General features: G+C 37.8%; 21 protein-coding genes, 1 tRNA gene and 1 riboswitch. Of the genes, 5 read left to right on the top strand and 17 right to left on the bottom strand.

The window, feature by feature from the left end:
* Positions 1-35: 35 nt before the first annotated feature.
* Positions 36-728 (bottom strand): hypothetical protein, encoded by a 693-nt coding sequence (locus tag DKM50_01735; protein PZM83624.1) that lies wholly within the window; start codon positions 726-728, stop codon positions 36-38.
* 208 nt (positions 729-936) lie between these two features.
* Here DKM50_01735 and DKM50_01730 point away from each other — a divergent pair, with 208 nt between their 5' ends.
* Positions 937-2,781 carry a hypothetical protein gene (locus DKM50_01730; protein ID PZM83623.1) on the top strand — a complete coding sequence of 615 codons (1,845 nt, stop codon included), beginning with the start codon at positions 937-939 and terminating at the stop codon, positions 2,779-2,781.
* Between the two features lie 32 nt (positions 2,782-2,813).
* On the opposite strand, the gene DKM50_01725 is transcribed toward DKM50_01730, so the two are convergent.
* From DKM50_01725 to DKM50_01695, 7 genes are all read right to left on the bottom strand, one after another.
* Positions 2,814-3,581 (bottom strand): ABC transporter ATP-binding protein, encoded by a 768-nt coding sequence (locus DKM50_01725; protein ID PZM83622.1) that lies wholly within the window; start codon positions 3,579-3,581, stop codon positions 2,814-2,816.
* A 58-nt stretch (positions 3,582-3,639) separates the two neighbouring features.
* Positions 3,640-4,644 (bottom strand): iron ABC transporter permease, encoded by a 1,005-nt coding sequence (locus tag DKM50_01720; GenBank protein PZM83621.1) that lies wholly within the window; start codon positions 4,642-4,644, stop codon positions 3,640-3,642.
* The gene (locus DKM50_01715) at positions 4,598-5,434 is read right to left on the bottom strand and encodes a hypothetical protein (protein ID PZM83620.1); all 837 of its coding nucleotides are present in this window, start codon (positions 5,432-5,434) and stop codon (positions 4,598-4,600) included. The genes DKM50_01720 and DKM50_01715 overlap by 47 nt, the downstream gene beginning before the upstream one ends.
* Positions 5,435-7,375: a hypothetical protein gene (locus tag DKM50_01710; GenBank protein ID PZM83619.1), complete on the bottom strand. Its 1,941-nt coding sequence runs from the start codon at positions 7,373-7,375 to the stop codon at positions 5,435-5,437.
* Positions 7,376-7,473: 98 nt separating this feature from the next.
* Positions 7,474-7,588: riboswitch (cobalamin riboswitch) on the bottom strand.
* A gap of 22 nt (positions 7,589-7,610) precedes the next feature.
* Positions 7,611-8,864 carry a hypothetical protein gene (locus tag DKM50_01705; protein ID PZM83618.1) on the bottom strand — a complete coding sequence of 418 codons (1,254 nt, stop codon included), beginning with the start codon at positions 8,862-8,864 and terminating at the stop codon, positions 7,611-7,613.
* Positions 8,865-9,111: 247 nt separating this feature from the next.
* Positions 9,112-9,435, bottom strand: a complete 324-nt coding sequence (locus tag DKM50_01700; protein ID PZM83617.1) for a nitrous oxide-stimulated promoter family protein — start codon at positions 9,433-9,435, stop codon at positions 9,112-9,114.
* A 127-nt stretch (positions 9,436-9,562) separates the two neighbouring features.
* Complete coding sequence (locus DKM50_01695; GenBank protein ID PZM83616.1) at positions 9,563-10,105, bottom strand: hypothetical protein; 543 nt, start codon at positions 10,103-10,105, stop codon at positions 9,563-9,565.
* A 296-nt stretch (positions 10,106-10,401) separates the two neighbouring features.
* Between DKM50_01695 and DKM50_01690 the strand changes: the two genes are divergently transcribed.
* Positions 10,402-10,680, top strand: coding sequence for a hypothetical protein (locus tag DKM50_01690; GenBank protein ID PZM83615.1), 279 nt, complete (start codon positions 10,402-10,404; stop codon positions 10,678-10,680).
* An 85-nt stretch (positions 10,681-10,765) separates the two neighbouring features.
* Here the strand turns inward: DKM50_01690 and DKM50_01685 are convergent, their stop codons facing one another.
* Positions 10,766-11,173: a hypothetical protein gene (locus DKM50_01685; protein ID PZM83614.1), complete on the bottom strand. Its 408-nt coding sequence runs from the start codon at positions 11,171-11,173 to the stop codon at positions 10,766-10,768.
* Between the two features lie 234 nt (positions 11,174-11,407).
* Positions 11,408-13,273 carry a hypothetical protein gene (locus DKM50_01680; protein PZM83613.1) on the bottom strand — a complete coding sequence of 622 codons (1,866 nt, stop codon included), beginning with the start codon at positions 13,271-13,273 and terminating at the stop codon, positions 11,408-11,410.
* A 257-nt stretch (positions 13,274-13,530) separates the two neighbouring features.
* On the opposite strand from DKM50_01680, the gene DKM50_01675 reads away from it, so the two are divergent.
* Positions 13,531-16,071 (top strand): hypothetical protein, encoded by a 2,541-nt coding sequence (locus tag DKM50_01675; GenBank protein PZM83612.1) that lies wholly within the window; start codon positions 13,531-13,533, stop codon positions 16,069-16,071.
* Positions 16,072-16,123: 52 nt separating this feature from the next.
* Here DKM50_01675 and DKM50_01670 read toward each other — a convergent pair whose 3' ends face one another.
* The 4 genes from DKM50_01670 to DKM50_01655 all read right to left on the bottom strand — a co-directional run bounded on the left by DKM50_01670 (position 16,124) and on the right by DKM50_01655 (position 18,074).
* Positions 16,124-16,699 carry a flavodoxin family protein gene (locus DKM50_01670; GenBank protein ID PZM83611.1) on the bottom strand — a complete coding sequence of 192 codons (576 nt, stop codon included), beginning with the start codon at positions 16,697-16,699 and terminating at the stop codon, positions 16,124-16,126.
* 44 nt (positions 16,700-16,743) lie between these two features.
* The gene (locus tag DKM50_01665) at positions 16,744-17,400 is read right to left on the bottom strand and encodes a hypothetical protein (protein ID PZM83610.1); all 657 of its coding nucleotides are present in this window, start codon (positions 17,398-17,400) and stop codon (positions 16,744-16,746) included.
* A gap of 95 nt (positions 17,401-17,495) precedes the next feature.
* Positions 17,496-17,702, bottom strand: coding sequence for a hypothetical protein (locus DKM50_01660; GenBank protein ID PZM83609.1), 207 nt, complete (start codon positions 17,700-17,702; stop codon positions 17,496-17,498).
* Positions 17,703-17,998: 296 nt separating this feature from the next.
* A tRNA-Val gene (locus tag DKM50_01655) sits at positions 17,999-18,074 on the bottom strand.
* A gap of 141 nt (positions 18,075-18,215) precedes the next feature.
* On the opposite strand from DKM50_01655, the gene DKM50_01650 reads away from it, so the two are divergent.
* The gene (locus DKM50_01650) at positions 18,216-19,085 is read left to right on the top strand and encodes a hypothetical protein (protein PZM83608.1); all 870 of its coding nucleotides are present in this window, start codon (positions 18,216-18,218) and stop codon (positions 19,083-19,085) included.
* Between the two features lie 212 nt (positions 19,086-19,297).
* Here the strand turns inward: DKM50_01650 and DKM50_01645 are convergent, their stop codons facing one another.
* The 3 genes from DKM50_01645 to DKM50_01635 are packed head-to-tail and all read right to left on the bottom strand — an operon-like array spanning position 19,298 to position 20,705.
* The gene (locus DKM50_01645; GenBank protein PZM83607.1) at positions 19,298-19,618 is read right to left on the bottom strand and encodes a hypothetical protein; all 321 of its coding nucleotides are present in this window, start codon (positions 19,616-19,618) and stop codon (positions 19,298-19,300) included.
* Positions 19,619-19,625: 7 nt separating this feature from the next.
* A complete protein-coding gene (locus DKM50_01640; protein PZM83606.1) occupies positions 19,626-20,141 on the bottom strand; it encodes a nitroreductase in 516 nt (171 codons plus the stop codon).
* 12 nt (positions 20,142-20,153) lie between these two features.
* Complete coding sequence (locus DKM50_01635; GenBank protein PZM83694.1) at positions 20,154-20,705, bottom strand: aminoacyl-tRNA hydrolase; 552 nt, start codon at positions 20,703-20,705, stop codon at positions 20,154-20,156.
* A 281-nt stretch (positions 20,706-20,986) separates the two neighbouring features.
* Here DKM50_01635 and DKM50_01630 point away from each other — a divergent pair, with 281 nt between their 5' ends.
* Entirely contained in the window at positions 20,987-21,586 is a 600-nt protein-coding gene (locus DKM50_01630) for a protein-L-isoaspartate O-methyltransferase (GenBank protein ID PZM83605.1), read from the top strand.
* Positions 21,587-21,686 lie beyond the last annotated feature (100 nt).

Here is a 21,686-nt window from a genome sequence, read left to right as displayed (position 1 = left end):
ATATAAAGAAAGAAAAAAATTATTACAGAATAAACCTAATAATTCTTAGTAAATTTCAAATTGCCATTTTCTTCATATGCCCTACGACTTATCTTAACCCCGTTACGGTATGAATCCATGTATTTAGTTAATCCATTTTCATAGTATTCTTTTCTAGTTCCAAAAAGAACCTTTCCATCGGCGTAACTCATATGATCTACCAGTCTGCCAGATTTATCGTGAGTAGTGAAGATACCATGTTGTTTCCCATCCTTAAAAGTCTTTTTAGTTTTTATTGAACCATCTCCGTAGTATTCGTTCCAATCACCATTAAGATTGCCATTATTATAATTCATCTCGGCAGCGACTACTCCGTTTTCATAATACTCCAGACAGACACCATCATTGGTTCCCTGTTTAAAGCGTCCCTTGAACTCAACTTTGCCATTTTCATAGAATCCTATATACTCACCATCTTCGATACCATTTTTATAGTATTTTTGAATTTTTAAATTACCATTGAGATAATATTCTCTCACTAATCCATCAGGAATTTTGCCAGTACTATTAATCTCCGAGATACCGTCAGTTATTTGTGTTGCTAACCATTTCCCGTTTTCATAAAATGACTGCTCAATATTCCCGTATTTATCCTGCCTTGTCTTCATAACTACTTCATCAGCAAAGCAAATTCCCATAATGGACAATGCTATGGCCGCCGCTAGTATTTTTAAAAATATGTTACGCATTAAAAAACTCCCTTATAAATTTTTTATGTTATCTACCTTTAGTATATCAAAAAAAACGCATCTACCAAAAGATAATTTAACCCGGATCAATAACTGACTTGAGCACATTATACGCCTCAATCGACTAAATAATCTACCATTTTTCTGAAACCTTAGCCATTTTATTACGATAAATATATGAAGAAAAACTGCTATTAGGTATAGGCAAATGATAAACAAATTAATAGCGTTTAAAGAAAAAAGCAATCGGTTGGCAAAAAATGACTTAACGGTTAGCCAGGTCATCCATCCCGAAAAAATAACCCTCAATCCTTATGATGACCTAACAAACAATATTTACTTCAGGGCGCTGGAACAGCTCGACCCTTACTTCACTCAGAATACATTGCTACCCCGGTATAGAATGCTGAGAGACGAATTAATCCCGCAGATTATAAGAGATATGATGGAGCGCTACAATAATAATATTGTGATAAACAGCATCATCCTTACTGGTAGTGCCGGATGGCTCAAGGATTACGATGATATCGATCTAACGGTAGTTTTTCAGGGTGATATCGACTACCATAAAATTACGCCCAATGAGAAATTTACTAAAAAAATTCTCTGGGATGGCACAGAGAAAGAACTCGAAATCAGACTCAACAATCTTTATGGCTACGACTTGTTCTGGATGAACCAGACAAAAGGTTTCTCCATATTCAATATTTTCTATAAATACATATATAAACATCCAATACTTTTTGGAGAGTTACCAGTTATACATAACCCTGAGTATTTACTCCAATGCGTTAACTGGATGGCCCAGGACATTCAGAGCGATCTGGAAAGAAACCTCCGATTTTCCATAACTCCCCGCGATAGCCACAATGAGGACTGGGCAAGATATCATTTCGCGAGAAAGCTTACTCATAAACTCTTCCATCTCTCCCTTTATCTCATTGATCTCTGTGAAAGCAGCGGGAAAACAATACCTGAAGTGATAACCACCGGACTGAAGGCAATTTATATGCTGGCCAGTCAGGCTGCCATCCCTGACAAGAGTAGCAGAACCCCTGATGCTTTACTTCTGGAAAAAGGTTTAAGCGAAATATTTAGCTCTGTGCATTGCTTTATCGAATCTCTCACTCATTCCCGGGAAATAATTGACTCGGTAATTAAAAAGCAAGAAAACCAGAAAGCTCGCATAGCGATTAAAGATTTACTTAATCTCTATGTTATTCCTGTATTAAAAAGTATATCTCTCGACTATCGAGATATTAGTCTCTGGGAATCATCAGTCTCTTATGTTACCTATGAAGACCAGGAAGTTATCATGAGCAAAGGTGACGAAGCGCAAGATATCTTTTTCCTGATTAACGGCACCGCCGAGATTTATGATATAAGGATCGAAAATGGAAATATGGACCAACTCAGCCTTGCCCGGGAAAATGGCCATTTCAGACGCCTGCGTTTCTGTCCCGGCACTATCCTCGGAGAAGCAACCTTATATGAAAACACTAGTGATAGAAAACGCACGGCAAGCGTTGTCTCCAAAGGAAGGTCCTCCTATATCCGAGTTGACCTTGACCGGTCCATTAATTTGTTGGGAAAAGGTTCCTCAATTACAGGGCTCGCAAAAAAACTTCTGGATTGGAAATGGCAGCGAAAAGACAATCTGTTGATTAACCTGAATCTTTTTAAAGGGATTAATTCTTTTACGGCGAATTCCTGGGTTGCCACTCAGTCCACTCCGACTCAAGTCTCAAAAGGTGAAAAGCTAATCAGAAAAGGTGATTTACGAAACGGTCTCAGGATAATCATCCCGGGGAAAGATAGAGCGGAAACACAAGTCTCTACCGGCAAAAACCTGGATGACTACAATCCTTTCGGGGCCGTACTAGGAATCCGGTCCTCTATTCTTGGCCAACCGGAAATGAATGACATTTTAGCCCCAAAGAATGGCATTACATACAATATCCATCAAGAAGCTGTTGATATATTCGTAACAAATAATCCGGTTATTCCTGAAGTTGCCCGATTACTCGAAAACCAGATGTCGCATTACCTTTGAGTAAAAACCAAAACCTTAATCAGGGTTGCACGCTAAGAATAAAGTTTATATTTACCAAAAGAAGTGTATGCTCTTAATTCTTCAATATCCGCACGAAACAGTCTCATTAAATTATCGTCGTTCAGAACTATATCCGGTGCCCCATATCCCTGGATAATTCCTCCGGCAAGCAACAGTATTTCATCAGAAAGTGCAGCTAGAAAATTGATATCATGAGAGACCAGGACAACTCCTACCCCCATTCCTTCAGATATAGACTTAATAATATTACCAACAGCGATAATACTTGTTATATCAAGGTTAGATGTTGGCTCATCAAGAAGCAAGAATTTTGGTTGCTGCATCAAAGCTTTGGCAATAATAACTTTCTGTAGCTCTCCGCCGGACAACTCATTGCATTTCTTGTCTCTGAGATGGTTACATCCGGTTTGCTGCATTACTTGATCAAGCAATACGGGATTAACATCTGACCGAAAAAAAGTACTATACGGGTATCGTCCCATCATAACCACATCAGTTACAGAAAAATCCGGCATTTCACCAACTGCCTGTGGAACATACGCCAGATTTCGTGCAAATTCTTGATGGGTATATGACCGGATGTCTTTGTCGAACAATGAGATGCTGCCCTTCGACAAAGGCATCATTCGAAGAATTGACTTCAACAGCGTAGATTTACCCGACCCGTTAGGTCCTAGTATCGAGGTAATTTTGCCAGACTTAAATTCGAAAGAAAAGTTTTCGATCACACGCTTACTGCCATATTGACATTCTATATTCCGAAGCAATAAATCCGTCATTCTCTATCCCTGTTTCGCTTATTAATAAAATTACTTTTCATTGTCCAGAAACTGGATATTACAATTTCTTACCCTGCCTGAAAAGCAGATAGATAAAAAAAGGAGCTCCGGCAAGCGCTGTAATCACACCTACCGGCAAATCAATCCCATCAAAAAATAACCGGATAATAGTATCGGCCACAAGTAAAAACAAAGCCCCCCCAAGGGAAGCGCTCAGTAATAAATATTTATGATTTGCCCCAACCAGCAACCGAATGATATGGGGAACTATGATTCCCACGAAACCAATAACGCCGGAAACAGCAACAACGCCACCCGTCATTATCGTAGTCAGCGTGAGGAAAACAATTTTGTTTCCGACAACATTCACACCACTGGCAAGAGCATGATCATCTCCCAGCGCAAGGAGGTTAAGCTCTTTCCACTTTACTTGAATTATTACAAAACAAATCAGAACAATAGCTCCGAGAACGAGAACAAGTGATAGCGGTTTATTTGCCAGATTCCCCATAAGCCATAGCATAACACCCGAAGTCTTAGAAGAAAAACCGGTAATCAGGAGCATAAGAATAGCCGAAAAAAAGCTATGAACAATAATTCCCGATACTATCAAACGATAGAGAGGATAACGTCCTCCGATCCTGGCTACACCCAGCACAAACAAGATACTGATCAGTGCGCCCGCAAACCCGAACCACAGAATAAAAAACCCGGCAGAAACACCAAGCACCATCCCCAGTGCAGCCATTGCCGCTGCACCCGCAGAAGTCCCTAAAACATAAGGTTCAGCCAGTGGATTCTGAAGTAAAGACTGGAATACTACCCCTCCGCACCCGAGGGCAAACCCAACAATAATACTCAAAAATATTCTTGGCATTCTCACCTGGAACAATATAATATTCTGGGTAATGTCATCAATACAAAAGACCATCCCGGCAGGACCGGAAATCATCGCGACAGTTACGATCACCAGTAACAGCAAGCAAAGCAGTATGATGTAATGAACAAATCTTTTGCTATTTTCCATTAGTCTCAAATCTTCTGGATAGTTGTTCAACAGCATCAACAACCCGTGGACCAGCTCTCAAAAACAGGTCCGTGCTTAATGAATTAATAACTACCACGTGGTTCTTCGTTATGTATGACTGTAATGCCTGATTATTAACTATTTTTTTTCTCTTGCCATCCATCATAACAATAAGGACTGTATCCGGTTTTCTGGAGAATATTTCTTCCGCATTTACCTGGAAATAATCTTTATCAACATTCTCAAATACATTCTTTCCTCCGGCAGCCTTAACGATATCGTTTATAAAAGATCGTTTTCCAACAGTTTGCAGGGGATCATCCCAGAAAAGGATCAGAACTTTCCTTGTCTTAGTATGAGGCAACTTTTTCACGTTATTAACTCTATCTTTCAAGACCGCAATTTTGTTGTTAGAGGAAATTCCAAGCCGTTGAGAAATATCTTTTATCATAGAAAAAATGTCATCCAAAGTATCAACACGAAAATCCGTAATAGGATAACCCATTTTCTCTAACTGAAGGGAGACCGGATGACGGCTGGAACTGCACGAAAAAATATAAGTCGGCTGCATAGCAATAATCTTTTCTAACGAAGGATTAAAGAAATCTCCGATCTTATCGATATTCTTAGCTGCACAGGGATAATCATCCGAAGCTGTTACCCCAACAAGGTGGTTCTGTTGTCCCAGAAAAAACATAATCTCAGTAATATTCGGCGACATAGAAACAATACGGCTGTTTTTCGCCTCGGCAAAAGAAACTGATATTAAAAGAAAAAAAACTATGAATAAAATTTTAATGACTCTATTGTTTTTCATGTTTATCAACTAAAGCTTGAACCTTACCCCGGCGTAGATCTCACGCCCTGGCGCCGGATAGTAATCAAGTTTTACACCATTAACCGAGATATATTCAGGGTACTTCGTATTGAATATGTTATCAATTCCACCGTAAATTTCAGTCAATCCAAGATCATAGGAGGTTGAGCAATTATAGTACGAATAGCCACCCTGCTCATATTTATTATCCAGATCATTTATAGGATAATAGGGACCAAAGGCATGATATTCAAACACTGAAACCCATTGCGGGACGATTTCGTATGATAAGGAAGCCAGCATTTTACTTTCATAATTATAAGCTAAATGATGATTTTTTTGCATTCCCGAAAGTATTAATCCATGATCCCTGGTATATCCCAGCTTCATTGTTAAATGAGACAATACATTCAATTCAATATCAACTATTTCTCCGGCGTGGCCGGTTTCAAAATTTTCATTAGACCAGGAACTAGGATTATATATGATCTCGTTTGGCAAATACATATAATAGTAGGAAATCCCAGAACTGAACCCTTCGACTGCATAGCGATAGCCAATCTCATTATTATGCGAAAGCTGCGGTTCAATACTGGAATTCGATTTGTACGGAGGAAGCACGGCTCCAAAATCCTCAAGCGGCGGGACTTTAAAGCTTCGGGAATAATTCGCATAGAATCGGTGGTTCATCTCAGGAACGTAACTAAGTCCAAAATATGGAGAAAGACCGTTCATGACACGTTTCCCGGACTCAAGACCATTTCCGCCCCAGAGATTAGTATATTTTACGGCTGCCGAATCATATCTTCCTGCAAGGCTAAGAGTAAGCGAGGCATTCAACGGCATAGAAGCATTCAAATACAAAGCAGAAATCGATCGCTTAGTTGCTGTGGTAGATGTTCTCACGCTTACATCGTCATTATTACACTCCCCGCCGATAAGCAGTTTACCAAACCCGATAGGAGCGGCATACTCGGCAACAACCCCTTGAGAACCAATGTCATAGGTATATGCACCATAGCCGATATCACTGGACTGGTAACGCTGTTTTGCAACATATTGAACTTTCAAATTTTGACCTCGATCAATGTCGAACCTGCCGCTGACAACTGTTTTCCATAGTTTTTCACGATAATTATTAGTACTTCCATACGAAGAAAATTCTGGATCAGAAATATATTTCTGAAAATTAAGAGCCCCTGGCAAATCACTGTTTGCGCCAGTATAATAGCGTGATATTGTCATAGTAAATGGATTAATCTTGGCCTCTATCCCTGCATTTAAGCTATCATCGTTATAATCGGAGTTATTTCGTGCACTACGTCCTGTAACCAGAGACTTAGCTATATGCCAATTTAGCATATCCAACTGTTGTCCAACATTATAGTATTGCTTTGACAAGCCATACCTGCCGGCTGTTACATTAGTTTGAAGATTAAATGGCAGGGAACTCTTAGGTGCTTTACCTGTCACGATATTGATAGCGCCAGCCAAAGCACCTTCGCCGTAAATAAACGCATTCGCACCTTTGACGATCTCAATATGTTCGATACTGTCAAAGGGGATCGCTTCCCATAGCACCGTTGCATTTTGGGCATCGTTGAGCTTTACGCCATCGAGCAAAACAAGTACATTTTCCTTATCGGAAAATCCGCGAAAACAGACATTCTGATTAAGTCCGATACCCTGGCTTTGAATAGAACAATCCAGAGTATTGGAAAGCACTTTTTTAATGTTGGTTTTCAATTCTTTTTTTGTAATGACAGTAATTTCTGAGGCAGGATGCTTTTTGTTGAACTCATGCTCAGGCAATCGTCTGGCAACGACAAGCATTGGTTCGGAAGTAAAAACCAGACTCCGGTTAGCAGTAGGAATTTGATCGGCAAAAATCGTGACTGGAAAAATAATCAGGATAAACAAACAAAATAATGTCAGGTAATTCTTTCTCATTTTTTCTCCTTATTTTCCTTCTGAAAATTAAGAGTAAAATGAGAAACACATTTAGCTCCCTTTGCCTCGAAGGTAGTTTTAAGATGGGCCCACAAAAAGACCCTAAATTCATCAAGAGAAGGCATTCCGGCTTTAACGGTTGCGGGACAGCTTGGGATTCACACCCAGATTTCCCTTTTCTTAATAAGAAAAACTTTAACATCAGAACATTTATTTGTAAACAAAAAAAATCGTATTAATCGATTAACTTATCTAGTTCCGCTATTATTTCCTCGGTACTATATCGAGGTTCACGCAGAGTGCTTTTAATTATATCCCGCTCAACTGGAATTACCGATATGCCATATTTTTTTTCAATTTTACATCTATCAACAGGAATAGTTGTTCCTTCAACATATAAGAGATGAGTAACCAAATCCTTAGGATCAAACGATATCCCATTGTTTTTGCTGATAGTTCTGGTAAAAGCATCAATATGGTCTATAGCAGTCATATTGTTAGTTTCCCTGTCACTCCATCCTCCCAGCATTAACAATTTAGGACAATTATTCTGAACAATCTGCTGCCCAACGCCATTAAGAATTACCGAAGGCATGATACTCGTCCAGAAAGAACCCATCGAATAACAGATAAGCTTAGAATTCTCGATAGCATTTATTGCAGCAGGATTAGCCGGCGGTGAAATTAGCCGATTCAATTCGTCATAATAAAATAGCCGTTTTATCTTCGATGGTAACATTTCAGTACATTCTTTATCCACAAAATCCCCGGGGTGCGATATCTCATTTTGTCCATAAACAATCGATTTGTCCGATAACTCACAGGCAATATTATGTGGTTCATTCGAATCAATGGCTGGAATAATTTTGGTCTCGTAAGGAATATTAACAACCCTTTTGAACAAGCATATTGCCGCGGTTAAGCTGTTCATTCGTAGTCTGGCACCAGTCAGAAACATATTCCCGATGCATGCACCCTGGTAATTAAATTCCTTTTTTGATCTGGCAACGACACTTGAAAACTCGATAAGATCGCTATGGATAATAGGCTGCAGATCATCCGGTATATGCTTCCAAAGAGGATGGGCTGCCTGGGTTATTTCGAGCCATTGCTTTTTTGCCAGTTCATTATCGGCTTTATCCAATCTAAAAGAAAGCAAATCAAGAATAGGCTTAACTTCCTTATTTAGATTTCCTGCCAGATTAAAACTGGCTATTCTAACCAATATAGCGCGAAAGTCCCCAATAGCCGGGCCGCCTCCTCGCTCAAAAGATTCCAACACAGTTCTGATCCCCAAGCTACTGCCGCCATTATCAGAAGTAGGAATAATAACATTCAGGTTCCAAGACAACTGAGCTAAACACGTACGTAAAAGATCGCCATTCCCTGTACCTCCACCAAAAAAGGCAATATTAGGTCCATTTCGCGGGTCCCGAGTTGATTTAACAGGATCTTTTACTGCTATAACTTTAGTAACTATCATCGTCATTACGGCTTTCAGTGTATTTTTTATACCTTAATTGGTTAAAAAAAGATTATCCTACCTATAAGTATTTCGATATGTTTTCATAATAATCTCAAATAATTAATCGGGGTTCTCGTCGAGTTTCATGTCATACTGTCCGATGGGTTCATCCTGATGAATTAATAGCCGACAAAATAATTGCAGTAATTATTCTGTTAAAAATGTGCTTAATGGAAATTTTAAACGGATTATCTGGGTTGAATAATACCAGCTAATTATTTGTGCTTTTATAGCTATCGATAATATACCGTAATGTTATTATCGGATGCCACAAAACCATACGGGGAGATGAATACTTCGTTATTCTCTTCATCATTTCTTTTACCGATCGCTTGTAACAATACAACTTACACTTGGAGCACACAGTCTTGTTCTCATTATAGATGCATTTATCAATCCTCTCTTTTACATATGACAACAGATCTTTGCACTCATTACATAAACAAATGCGAGAAGCATGCCTCCCCTTACAATAAAGTTTAACAGTTTTCTCAACAACTATTTTTTCTCTCTTAATCCGAGAGCTCGCCATCATATAAAACTCCTTTCAATTGCTGCGCAGGCAGGATCTTATGCTGACATTCATGCAGTGGAGATTAATATAAACAAGCCTTTATTTGCAAGAAGTAATATTAACGGCCATTATAGGAAAAACAAAGAAATTACTTTATCGGCTGAATATAGATTATTTTTTTGTTAGTCATATCATAAACTTCAAGTGCCGGAACCGGATTATAACCTTTTTCATTCGAGTAGCCTTGAAGCGCAGGATATATTTTCATTACGGCAATTAAAATAGATATTTTATTCTTAAATGGAAATTCAACTATAATACTTTTAGTACGGGGAAAACCTCGAACATTGTATTTTTCCCGAATGTTTTCTAAGTTATTCAAGTTTCTATTTTCAAGAATACACCCGACTTCGCTTCTGAGTGCTGTTCTTTCTATGTTCTTAGGATCATCATAATATATTCTGTATCCCTTGTATGTCTCTATCTTATCCTCATTAAAAAGGGCATCATAGATCCTTTTTTGTATTTTTAACGTTTCATTGTAATCACCAACATGTTTTTCATAGACCAGCCCGAATGGACCAACTTCCTTCTCTACAAATTTCACTTTATAAAACAAACCAAGATAAGCCAGGTAAACAATAACTGCCATGAATAATATCATAATTATTAATGTTACACGCTTTAACATCTAATGCCCCTCATATATCGAATTTTAACATACATACCGTTCTTTTTTAACCCGGATAATTCTTTTGAGTTTTCAATGAAATTTAATTTTGGTGATTAGTGCAAATTTTTTCGAGCAAAAAAAACGGAAGGATAATTGAACTATCTTGTAAATATTTTATTAAAAAAAAGCACGATATGCACTGGATAAATCTGTTTATGAGCGATTATAGCAGACGAATAGTCATTTAAATCGTTTGACATATGCCTTCGAAAGAGTATCCTAGCGTAAAAACAATAACAGAAAAGGAGGCATATATGGAAAAATATATTGTAGTATCTCTTATAACATTCCTTACAGCAACTACATTGATATATGGGATTTACATTCCTTTTAGCAACCATTCCCAGCCAAAGAAAGCCAAAATAATTAATGAAAAAATACTTCCTGAGGAGAAAAGCTCGGAAAATAATACAGAGGAATTTGAATCCCCAGTATCGCAGGACAATCAAGAAATACTATTAGTAAAGTATCAACTCACAAACAAAGATATAGGACAGTTCAATCATCAATATAACATCTACCTGAACAAATAGGATTATGATCGTCCATTAACATTAGCCCGCGTTCCTCTCGCGGGCCTATGACTCAAACCATGAAAATGCAAACAAACTCATTTTCCTAAAACTTTGTATAGAGACCTAAAACATTGCGATTATTAGAAAATTCCTCTAAAAAGAGACTGTCATGCCCCCTAATCAAACTTCTATTTGACCATCGCCATTCAACCCAAAACGATTCAAACAATCTATAAGAAATGCCAAAATCGAGGCACCAGGAATGATGATTCGGCACACTAGCTACCTGACCGCTAGGATTAGAAAAATTTTCGTTTATCTCAGCTTTAAAATCAATATTATCATTAAAATGCCAGAGGCCTCGAACTGCTGGTGTGATAAGAAGAGGTCCATTTTCAACTTTTGTCAATTCTAAGCCTGCCTTACCTTCAATATTAATATCTGACGGCTCTATCGCGCATACGTTTATGGTAAGCAGTAAAAAGATAATGGTTAATACATGCTTGTTCAAATTAACCACCCCCCCAATTTATTTCCCTACAGCACAAAGAAATTAAATATTACAAGAGCAGCTCCAACAACTAATGTTAGCTGCGAATATACTACCGTTGAAATCTGAAGTACACAATAATTATGGACTTCATATACCCCAAATGTACAGAGATTTCGAAAAGGAGGGATTTGCTAATAGGATTAATAAGATAGTACTCGATAAAAAGATTAAAGCTACCTCAAAGTGCAAATACTATTCGGGCAATAAACCATGTCGCCAGAAGTCATAATTATTAACGACCTCATCAAAATTTATATTCATTTTTTCCAATTGTCCGCTTAAATAGTTATTGGAGATTACATCCATATAGTCTATGGTCTCCCCAATCTTCAAGTAAGATCCATTATCAACGTTACCTGGTCCTGAATTATAAGCACCCAGAGCTTTTTTCAGATCGTTAAAAGTATTCAACTGGTCCCGTAAATATTGGCATCCACCATCAATGCTTTGTTCGGGATCTCTTGGGTTTATTCTTTTATTTTTAGGATTACTGTCCACATAAAGCGTTGAAGCTGTTGCTGGCATGAGTTGAGTTAGCCCTATTGCACCAGAACGTGACGTATTCAGTATACCATTCGGGAATTTATGAACAAAATTACTTTCTTTCTTGATCAACATGGTAACCAGCAGCGGATTAAGTTCGTATTTTTTCGAATACTTCATTATCCAACTTGCATATTGGGTTATCTGCTGTTCAGACAATTTAATTAAAGGCAAGGATTGATTCTTCCGCTCAAAATTAACTTCTTTTATAGATTTCTCGATAACTCCTGATATAGTTTTATTCATATAATCTTGACCGTACACACCTCTACTAATATTTTTAGTCACTTCAATAGTTTTATTCGCTATCTGAGAAAGTTTAGGATCATCCCCACTATAAGTTACCGTTTGAGAAGTAATCGAAGCTTCTTCGGGCTTAAGATTTGACACGTCAACTTTCCCTCCGTTCATGAGCGCATCAATAGCATTCACTAGTTTACTAACGCCAATTGTAGTTGAACTGTTATCCGTTTGTTGTTGACAGAGGTCGGCGAGAGAAAGCTCACCATTGTTCCAATTTCCCAATAGGCTTTCTGAGGCAAATGCTTTTATATCACTATAAAGAGCCGCATTTTTATCGAGCAGGAGATTAATCAATAACTTTGCGTTCTCGGACAAATACGGATCGTTTTTTGCTTTATTGAGTTCTTTCTGGGAAATATGACTATCCTGCTGAAGAATAATTAACAACTGGGATTTGTATTCATCATATTTCTTATCAATATCTAGTGTAAATTTTGTATCCAGACTTCGAACATCCCCGGATATCCTGCCGGCTCCATCAACGTAACCCTTGCCAACAAGCATTTCCCATATCTCAGAGGACTTCTGTTCTCCGATGGGCTTATGATCAGCCCCTGTTATCCGGTTTAAGGCTTTTTTATCAATAAAATAATCCTTAAAAAAAGGAACTCCGCTTGAAGAAATTTCTTGTTCCCCTTTACTAAAATAATTGATTAAATCAGCGATACCGGATTTAATATCTATGCTTTTCTTTACTTCACTAAAATCATCAAAAGACACCTGTTTATCATTTCCCCAAAAACTTTCTTTCTTAATATCCATCATCGATTTGTAGAGATCTTCGTTATTAGAAAGGAGCGCTTCTATATAACTTTTACCTTCTTTACTGATATTTTTGTCATCCTTAGCTTTTTTTAATTCATCCGTCGATATATGATTATCTTGCTGCAAAACAATAAAAATTTGATTTTCGTATTTTCCGAATTTATCAGACAAATTGAGAGAAAGACTAACATTTGAGTTCCTTATGCTATCAGCAATTCTTCCGGCATTATCTATATAGCCTTTGCTGATGAGTTCATCCCATAGTTCGTCCGTCAAAGACTGTGAAATAGGCACCTTATCTGAATCTGTAAGGCTTTTGAGTGCCTCTTTTTTTAGTTCGTAATATTCCTTCTTCCAAAACAAATGCCCTTCTGATTTCTGTACGAGATTATTGACTCCTTTATTGAAATAGCTAAAGACATCATTTGCGCCTTTATTAATCTCCATATAGTGCTCCCTGGTTAATCAGAATTTTCAACTATACTAGTTATGCCCATATTTTGTTACCACTAAACAAAAGAATATTGATACATTATCTGTTAAAAAAGCACGTGGGAAAAGGAGTCTATGGTTAATTGACACTATGGCACGGTACGAATAACATTAATTATCATTCTTTGATAGATATTTGTTGAATTTTAACTATTATAGTACCATACATATATAGTTGCTAAATATAACCTAACGAGCAAAGGACTTCATCTGTGATAAAAAAACCAAGTCTTCTATTATTATTTCTGTTTATTTCCATTGGAATAGCCCAAGCATCTGTATTCGACTGGAAATGCTATGAATCAGATAACTTCGCTGTTTATTTTCACAAAGGGTTTGAGTCTCGTGCCAGAGAAACCATTTATTACCTCGAACTATACAAACCTAAAGTCGTTAAACTGACTGGGAACAATTATGGAAAAGTCACGGTAATACTTGAGGATAACGGGCTTAACAGTAATGGAAACGCAAATCCAATAAATAATAAAATGGGATATTACTTATCATCTCCGGGAAATGAAGGATTTGAAAGTTTATACGGTAACTGGCTTGGCGGACTTAGTATTCATGAACAAACCCATATCGGCAGTCTGACAAATGCAACAGGACTGAGCCAACTATCCTGCACTATTTTCGGGAATATTTTTATGCCGAATATCTATTCACCTGGCTGGATAATTGAAGGGATTACAGTGTACCATGAATCCCACCTCAACAAATATGAAGGCCGGCTAAATGATGGATTGTACGATGCAGTAATAGCCAGCAAGGTAAAATCAAACTCCTTCCCTACCCCGGTGATAGCTTCGCTCCCGGTCAAAACCTATCCTATAGACAAAATCTATAATTATGGCGGAGCTTTCTTCCGGTTTCTTGCCATACAATATGGAGAAGACCGGTTTGCCGATTTTTTTAATACACTCGGATCATATTATTGGATACCCCTTACGCTTGGCACACTACCGGCTATCGGAATCGACAAAGCGGCACACGAAGTATATGGGAAGGACTTCCCAGAGCTGTTCAGCGAATGGGAAGCATTTGAGGTAGCAAGGCACAAGGACTGGACCACTGACGGGGTCCAAATCACATCAAGTAGCTGGTATAAGGGAGGCTTGCGGTCATATAATAACAAACTTTACTATTCGAAGGTCTTCATAGTACAAACATCGCCTTACTCCTCTCAATATTCTACCCAGATTACCGAGTACGATCCAGCCACGAATGAAGAGACAAAACAAATAGATCTAGTCAACGAGATTAATTCACCGATCCAAATTGTGAATAATATTCTCTATTATACGGTTCCTCAGTTTGGAAATAATTATGCAAACTTATCGCAGAAGGAACTTGGAATAGTAAGTTCTCTGTATGCATACAATCTGACAACCGGAAAAACAAAGCCGCTGTTAAAAGAAAGTATACGTGCTTTCTGTGTTAAACCAGATGGAGAAATAATATACGCCAAGGAAAAAACAAGTGACTTCGGTTCAGAACTGGTAAGCTACAAAAACGGACAGATCTCAAAAATAGGAACTATCCCCGAACTCATTTCTGAAATTGAATTATGTGACGACAAATACATTGTTGTAAGTAAAAAAAACAACAACGCCTGGAATATCAATTATTTATTACCCGGTTCGCTGCAGTTACTGCCAATCATCAATAGTTCCTGGGCAGAGTTCAATATCTCCGTTGATAAAGGAATTATTTATTATACTGCTGATTATGACAGCAAATACGCCCTCTATGCTTATGACCTCTCAAATGGGACGGTTGCACAACTTACCAACGGAGGTTATGCAAAAAGCAAAGCAACTCCAATTAACGATCGTATCTACTTTATTGGGATAGACAATGAAGGAGAAGATCTGTTTGTAAAAAAATACTCACCTCGACCATATAAAGTACAGGAAACAGAAACTATAACAAATATTGATTACGATAAAATTTCACCCAACATCACTGAATATGACGGGTTTTCCCACAGCTTAATGGAATTGTTAAAACCTAGCCAGAGAATATTCCCTTCTCTGCTCACGGGAGAAGATGCTCTGGGAGTTAATATATATCAAGTAGGGCTGGGAAGTGCAGGCCTGGACATAACAATAACAAACAAATTATTCACTCCTCTGACACTTAGCTTTGGGACACAAACGATTCTTAATCGCCACAGAAACTTTGTAGGTGTTACCTATCCGGTTTATAAATCCCTGGAAGAAGGTCTCTCTTCATTAGAGGTTGGATTTACAACTAACTTCAGCAGTAATTATATACCGAAAACGGAAGCGGTGTTCCGATATCCGAACTACTCCATAAATTTCAATATCATGGGAGATATACAAAACAAAGGAGCGCTAACAAACACTAGTTTCAAATATACCTTGAATAACATCGGCATACGTTCCTCTGTCAGCCTTTTCAGGAACTTTGACATTGTAGAAGACATTCGAGGCAGCAATCTACATTTCGCTAAAAATCAAAGAGGGCTTGTTGCCAAAGTCGACATAACAACTAAGATAGGCGAAATACGCGACGGCTTATGGAATCCGAGGATATTTGCCGGAGATATGTATGGAGGTTTTTTTGTTGATTACTCTTCAATTAAAAGTGACAGGGCAACTTATGGATACGAGTTTTCATTAGAAACCGGACTGGGTGATGTGCTCTTGTTCGTACCACGCGTCGGCATAGCATTTTCAGGCAAAAAATTTGACTTCTACAGCAGGTATAATTTTATGCTACCATTCTAAAATGCAAGAGAAAAAAAAGGCAGTTCTCATTTTCAGAGGTCTGCCTACAAAATCATCCGTTCACTTTATTAAGAAGCCATGCCATGTTCTCACCCAAGGTCTCCATCGTCTTAATTCCTTCAGCATCATTTTCGACCTCCCCGATGGCCCTTCCGATACCCATGTTCCAATATGAAGAACCCGGAACGATCATTTCATTAATAAGAAAAAAATCATTAATAGAGTTGAACACATTAATCGCACCAGCTCTTCTTACTGCAACAACAGCGGCGCCTACCTTTCGTTTCAAAAGCATTCCGTTTGACCTGGTAACATAACCGGACCTGTCAATAAGCGCTTTCGTCTCAGTTGTAAGGTTAGCAAAATAGGTAGGTGATCCAATAATTATTCCATCAGCCTCTATCATCTTTCCGATGCATTCATTGATAACATCATTCTCGATGACGCACTTTTTATTCTGATTTTCTCCACACTTCATGCATGCCATACATCCACGTACCGGACTTCCGCACAACTGGACAAGCTCACACTCAATCCCGTTCTCACTAAGCTTACCAAGAGCATAATTAATGAGAATAGAAGTATTCCCATCTTTTCGAGGACTCCCATTAAAAGCAACAACCTTCATGAATTAGATACTCCTTTCCAATTCCATCACTTCAACATTTCCAGCTATTTCAATAATTGTTCAATCTCAGCTTCTAACCCAGGCTGATATAATACACCCTGTTTGTCAATTATGAAGGAAGACGGACTATTATATTTAGCAAGATTTTTAGGTTTAAGTTCATAGGTTTTCTGACCAGCAAGTAAATAAACCTCTACCAAAAAGTTCGAAAGTTCTAATATTCTTTTTATACGAATAAACTCTGGCATCCCGCCAACATTACTATCGTCAGATAACTTATGGCCTAGTTCGTTTCCTCTAAGCTTATCTTCATCAAGTAGCCTATTAATAATACCATTATGACTTCTATTCCACCTGATAATATCCTCTGCTGCCAAATGTGGAAATCGACCAATAATACCTTCATTAAAGCCAATACCACCCTCACATTTATTAATGGAATAATATAAATAATCCTGATTCATCACAGCCTGCCATGTTTGGAGAGAAAGAATAAGGTCCTTCTTTATATCCTTATAATTCGAGTAGAGGTCATGGTTTACATCGCTATTTTCGGCTTTACGTTTTGCCTCTGCCAACTCCGATAAAGAGGATAAGTATTTCTCGTAATTATGAATAACATCTGCAAATGAAACGTACGCTTCGTTTAAATCAATATTTTTTTCGATATTTTCTGTGGTAGAAATTATTTTAATTTTCATTTCCAGTTAACCTTGTAATAAAATCTTTTCTAATAAATATGTCGTATCGTATCGTTAGTAATTTCAAGGTTTATTCTATTAACACGTTTATTCTATTAACAACTTGTAGAGAGTGGCAGATCGGCAGGACTTTTCTTTCCGGTCATACTCGAAATGGCGACCTTAATAACAGCAATAGAATTAAGCGCGTTATCAGGATATTCAAAACTCACTTGATCGGAATAATGTCGCATTATGAGTACCTCGTCAAGAATAGATTCGATATCAGCTTTATCTTGAATCTCTTTGTCGTTCCGTATCATTTACCTAGTTCCTTCCTTACACTAAACAGGCACACAAATATCTGCTATTTATCACGTAGCAAGATAACTCCGCCAACCAAGCCAATAATAATTACAAGCATGTCCACGACAGTCCAGTAATATGGATTACGAATAATAAATCCTATAATTACGAGGAAAACCAGAAAAAAAAGCAATAATCCAAGAATCTTTTTAGCATTCATAATTTCACGCTCCTGCATCAATTTTCCTTATTGTAGCAGTATTTGAAAGCAAAAGTAAATATAATGAATTAATGAAAAAAGATAAAGAAAAAATGGTGGGCGCTGACAGGATCGAACTGCCGACCTACTGGGTGTAAACCAGTTGCTCTCCCAGCTGAGCTAAGCGCCCATTTTTGAGGTGTTTGAATTATCACATAAAATTTATTCTTTGTAAACACTGAAATATTGGTTCTAAAAATAACGCTTCAACACTTTAGCTTATCTCTGATACAATTAAACAAGGAGAGGTGTCTACCCAAGGATTCCCCGAATGAAACCAGTTTTCAGATTAAAGGAGTTGCTCGACCACCATCAGCGAAAAGGAGACGATCAACCTGTGGCAATAAAACAATTGTTAATAATCATGCTGATTCTTTCATTATCAGAAGTTTGCTCGGCATCAGAATTATCAGATAATTTTCTCAAATATAACAAAAGCATCCGGTCATCTTCATTAGGTGATGCCACATGCTCGTACCCCGATGGAACGGACGGCATCTATTATAACCCTGCAGGCCTCTCCAGTGAAAAATTCAAATATTCCAACGAAAACCACGACTACAAGAATAAAATATCAGACCAGAACAGTTCTCAGGCATTCGTAATTGGAAAACTTGGATATAGTGAAGACATAATAAATAGCGGAACAGTTCACCTTAACGTTAAATCTTTCGGGCTGGGAATTAATGGAAAGGAAAACAGCTGCTGGGGCATTAAATACAAAGATATTGATTACCGCATCGACAACCAGCCCGGTAAAGGTTACTCAATAGATTTCGGGCTGCTTTTGGTACCTTCCCAGAAAATGATTTTTGGTTTCTTGGCAAAAGATGTGTTCAAAAATAACGTTCCGGTTCCCTCTTCTTTCTGCGCCGGACTGACATTACTTTCATTCACGGAAGGCCTGGCTATATTAACAGAATTAGAATATTTTAAGACATACAATAAGCTCGTTTACAAAACTGGGGTTGAGTTCGAGTTATCTGATACACTTATTCTGAGAGCTGGCTATCGAGATACAAAATACGCTTTAGGAGGAACCTTTGTATTACCATTCGTACAATTCGAATATGCAGTTATAACAGGAAAAGCCAGAGATAGCGAAACAATACATCAGCTTGGCATATATTTGGGGAAATAATTTTCAATGAAACAATAGCTGCGCTACCAATTCGACTAACCTAGCCTGCTACAAAAAACCTGCTCGAAGTGCCACCCTCTCCGATTTTCACTTTAATAGGTGCTGAACACCGGGGACATCGACCTACATAGGCAGTATTTTCTTTGTTGGAATACAACCGGCCATAGGTATTACAACATTCGAATTTGACACCAAGAAACTTCTTTTTCATATTATTTATTATCAGTATCTATAATATCATATTTTTTACCACAGTACTTACAAACAGAGGCATTAATTGGGATCATCTTCCCACAAGCGATGCACTGGACTAAAGGATCATCGCCTGAGGTTGATTCAGTTTCTTTGTTAAAGCCAGGATATTTCATACTAAAATAGGTACTGCCTTTTCTAGGCAAAAGCAAAATAATGATAATCGGAATTGGCGGAAATAAGAAGCCGAAAAAAAACCAAAAAAACATATTATAGCCTTTACTCTTAGCAATCATGGCTACCGACAATGCAAATATTATAAGTAAAATAATTTTAATCACAGATCAATCACCCTACCCATTCTACTACTTCACCGGATGGTTTTCTAGACACATACGTACCTGTTTCGTCAGGGTATCCTATTGGAATCAAGGCTAAGATCCTCCAAGGATAAGCAATCTCTAAGAAGTGCTCAATCTTATCAGCTTCAAAAGCGCCAACCCAGCATGAACCAAGGCCCTCATTTGTCGCCGCAAGAATGAGATGGGTGATAGCGATACTTACATCAATAACATCACTTCGCATATAATTACCGATAATTTCATAACATTCAACCTGATTGGATAGCGCTATGACAATATATGGAGCATTCATCATATAAGAATTTCTTTTACACATGGCAACAATTTTTTGTTTAATTTTTTCATCAGAGATAACAAGAAATTTCCAGGGTTGCAGATTATTAGCGGAGGGGGAGTACGTTACTGTTTGATTAATAATTTTCTCAATGATTTCTTTTGGAACATCAGTGTTTTTGTATTTTCTAACACTTCTTCTTTTTTCAACTACTTTATCGAAATCCATAGTTCCTCCTATCTACCGATTAAACTTGTTCATAGCTGATTCTATCCCATTAACGATAATTTCTTCAATACATTCATTTATACTAACATAGAGTCCGGAAATTACCTTAGCCTCTTCTATGGAAAACCTCGACAAAACAAAGTCGACAGCTTCATTTCCCGGACAACCGATACCAATTCTTACCCGTACAAAATTCTCTCCGATATTAGCGATTATCGACTTAATACCATTATGGCCTCCAGCGCTGCCATTTTTTCGAATCCGGACCTGCCCTAACCTTAAAGCAAAATCATCGTAAACCACAATGATATCTTCAGGTTTTACCTTTAATGTTCCCATGAGTGCCAAAACAGCTTCTCCGCTATTATTCATGTATTGCTGGGGCTTGGCAAGAACAACCTGGCTATCTGCAATAGCTCCCTTAGCTATAAGAGATTTGTATTTTGAAGCAAAAGGAACAATGTTTCTTTCCGAGCAAATATAGTCGATAATGTCAAAACCGATGTTATGCCGGGTTTTTCTATATTTCTCACCTGGGTTGCCCAGCCCAACAATAATCTTCATTTTCCCCATAATGATTTAATAACCTTTATAAACGAATATCAAAACTACTTACGTAAACTATTTAACAGCATCATTATAGCATAAAAGCATTGATCAAAAAGGCATAAATTATAAAAAACTGCAAGAATAAAGAAGAAAAAAAGTAATTATAGCCACCCGCTGATTAGTGAAAATTTGCGAAGAATTATCTTTGTATTATGGTATACTAGGATAATTCATTAGACTCTTGTCATGGCTTAGCCTTGCACATAGATCTATTATTTTCAAAGAAAGAATCATCGATGAGCTTAGAAAAAATGATAAAAGAACAAATAGAAGCACGAGGGATCTCGTCCCAGAGTGTGCTCAATGCGATGAGGTCCGTCGAAAGAAAATATTTCATCCATCCCGAATTACGTAACCAAGCCTATAATGATGCACCATTGAGTATAGGCCATGGGCAAACTATGTCTCAACCATACATTGTAGCCTACATGCTGGAAAAACTTAATATCCAACCTTCTGACAAAGTCCTTGAGATCGGAACAGGTTCGGGATACCAAACAGCGCTACTCTCTATTATCGCGAAAGAAGTATATTCCGTTGAAGCAATCAAACCGCTCCTTATACAAGCGCAGGAACGATTAAAAAAACATAAAAACGTTCATATCAAGCTAAGCGGAAATGAACTGGGATGGAAAGAAAACAAGCTTTATGACAAGATCATAGTATCCGCAGCCGCAGAACAATTACCGATGATACTCGTAGACCAGTTGAAGCCAAACGGATCAATGATTATTCCAGTGGGAAGCCGGAATCAGGAACTATTACTCATCCATCGTAACCTTAACGATATTCGATTTGAAAAACTTATTCCGGTTGTATTCCTGCCGTTAGTATAACCCCAACTCCTAAACAGAGAACTATATCAACTCAAAAAAACATTGTAGTGATATTGAAAAATAGAGTCAAACAAGGATCACCTAATTGGTGAGAAAATAT

This window comes from Candidatus Margulisiibacteriota bacterium (assembly GCA_003242895.1).
Classification (GTDB): domain Bacteria; phylum Margulisbacteria; class Riflemargulisbacteria; order GWF2-39-127; family GWF2-39-127; genus GWF2-39-127.
Note: the sequence above shows the minus strand (reverse complement) of the source record. Positions and strands in the feature narration are given on the sequence as shown.

Bases quoted from the DNA above. Each gene is read 5' to 3' on its own strand.
- DKM50_01705 (PZM83618.1), bottom strand. From the start codon at position 8,864: ATGACGATGATAGTTACTAAAGTTATAGCAGTAAAAGATCCTGTTAAA.
- DKM50_01720 (PZM83621.1), bottom strand. From the start codon at position 4,644: ATGCTGTTGAACAACTATCCAGAAGATTTGAGACTAATGGAAAATAGC.
- DKM50_01725 (PZM83622.1), bottom strand. From the start codon at position 3,581: ATGACGGATTTATTGCTTCGGAATATAGAATGTCAATATGGCAGTAAG.
- DKM50_01690 (PZM83615.1), top strand. From the start codon at position 10,402: ATGGAAAAATATATTGTAGTATCTCTTATAACATTCCTTACAGCAACT.
- DKM50_01630 (PZM83605.1), top strand. From the start codon at position 20,987: ATGAGCTTAGAAAAAATGATAAAAGAACAAATAGAAGCACGAGGGATC.
- DKM50_01635 (PZM83694.1), bottom strand. From the start codon at position 20,705: ATGAAGATTATTGTTGGGCTGGGCAACCCAGGTGAGAAATATAGAAAA.
- DKM50_01650 (PZM83608.1), top strand. From the start codon at position 18,216: ATGAAACCAGTTTTCAGATTAAAGGAGTTGCTCGACCACCATCAGCGA.
- DKM50_01680 (PZM83613.1), bottom strand. From the start codon at position 13,273: ATGGAGATTAATAAAGGCGCAAATGATGTCTTTAGCTATTTCAATAAA.
- DKM50_01700 (PZM83617.1), bottom strand. From the start codon at position 9,435: ATGATGGCGAGCTCTCGGATTAAGAGAGAAAAAATAGTTGTTGAGAAA.
- DKM50_01640 (PZM83606.1), bottom strand. From the start codon at position 20,141: ATGGATTTCGATAAAGTAGTTGAAAAAAGAAGAAGTGTTAGAAAATAC.
- DKM50_01665 (PZM83610.1), bottom strand. From the start codon at position 17,400: ATGAAAATTAAAATAATTTCTACCACAGAAAATATCGAAAAAAATATT.
- DKM50_01710 (PZM83619.1), bottom strand. From the start codon at position 7,375: ATGAGAAAGAATTACCTGACATTATTTTGTTTGTTTATCCTGATTATT.
- DKM50_01730 (PZM83623.1), top strand. From the start codon at position 937: ATGATAAACAAATTAATAGCGTTTAAAGAAAAAAGCAATCGGTTGGCA.
- DKM50_01695 (PZM83616.1), bottom strand. From the start codon at position 10,105: ATGTTAAAGCGTGTAACATTAATAATTATGATATTATTCATGGCAGTT.
- DKM50_01670 (PZM83611.1), bottom strand. From the start codon at position 16,699: ATGAAGGTTGTTGCTTTTAATGGGAGTCCTCGAAAAGATGGGAATACT.
- DKM50_01735 (PZM83624.1), bottom strand. From the start codon at position 728: ATGCGTAACATATTTTTAAAAATACTAGCGGCGGCCATAGCATTGTCC.
- DKM50_01660 (PZM83609.1), bottom strand. From the start codon at position 17,702: ATGATACGGAACGACAAAGAGATTCAAGATAAAGCTGATATCGAATCT.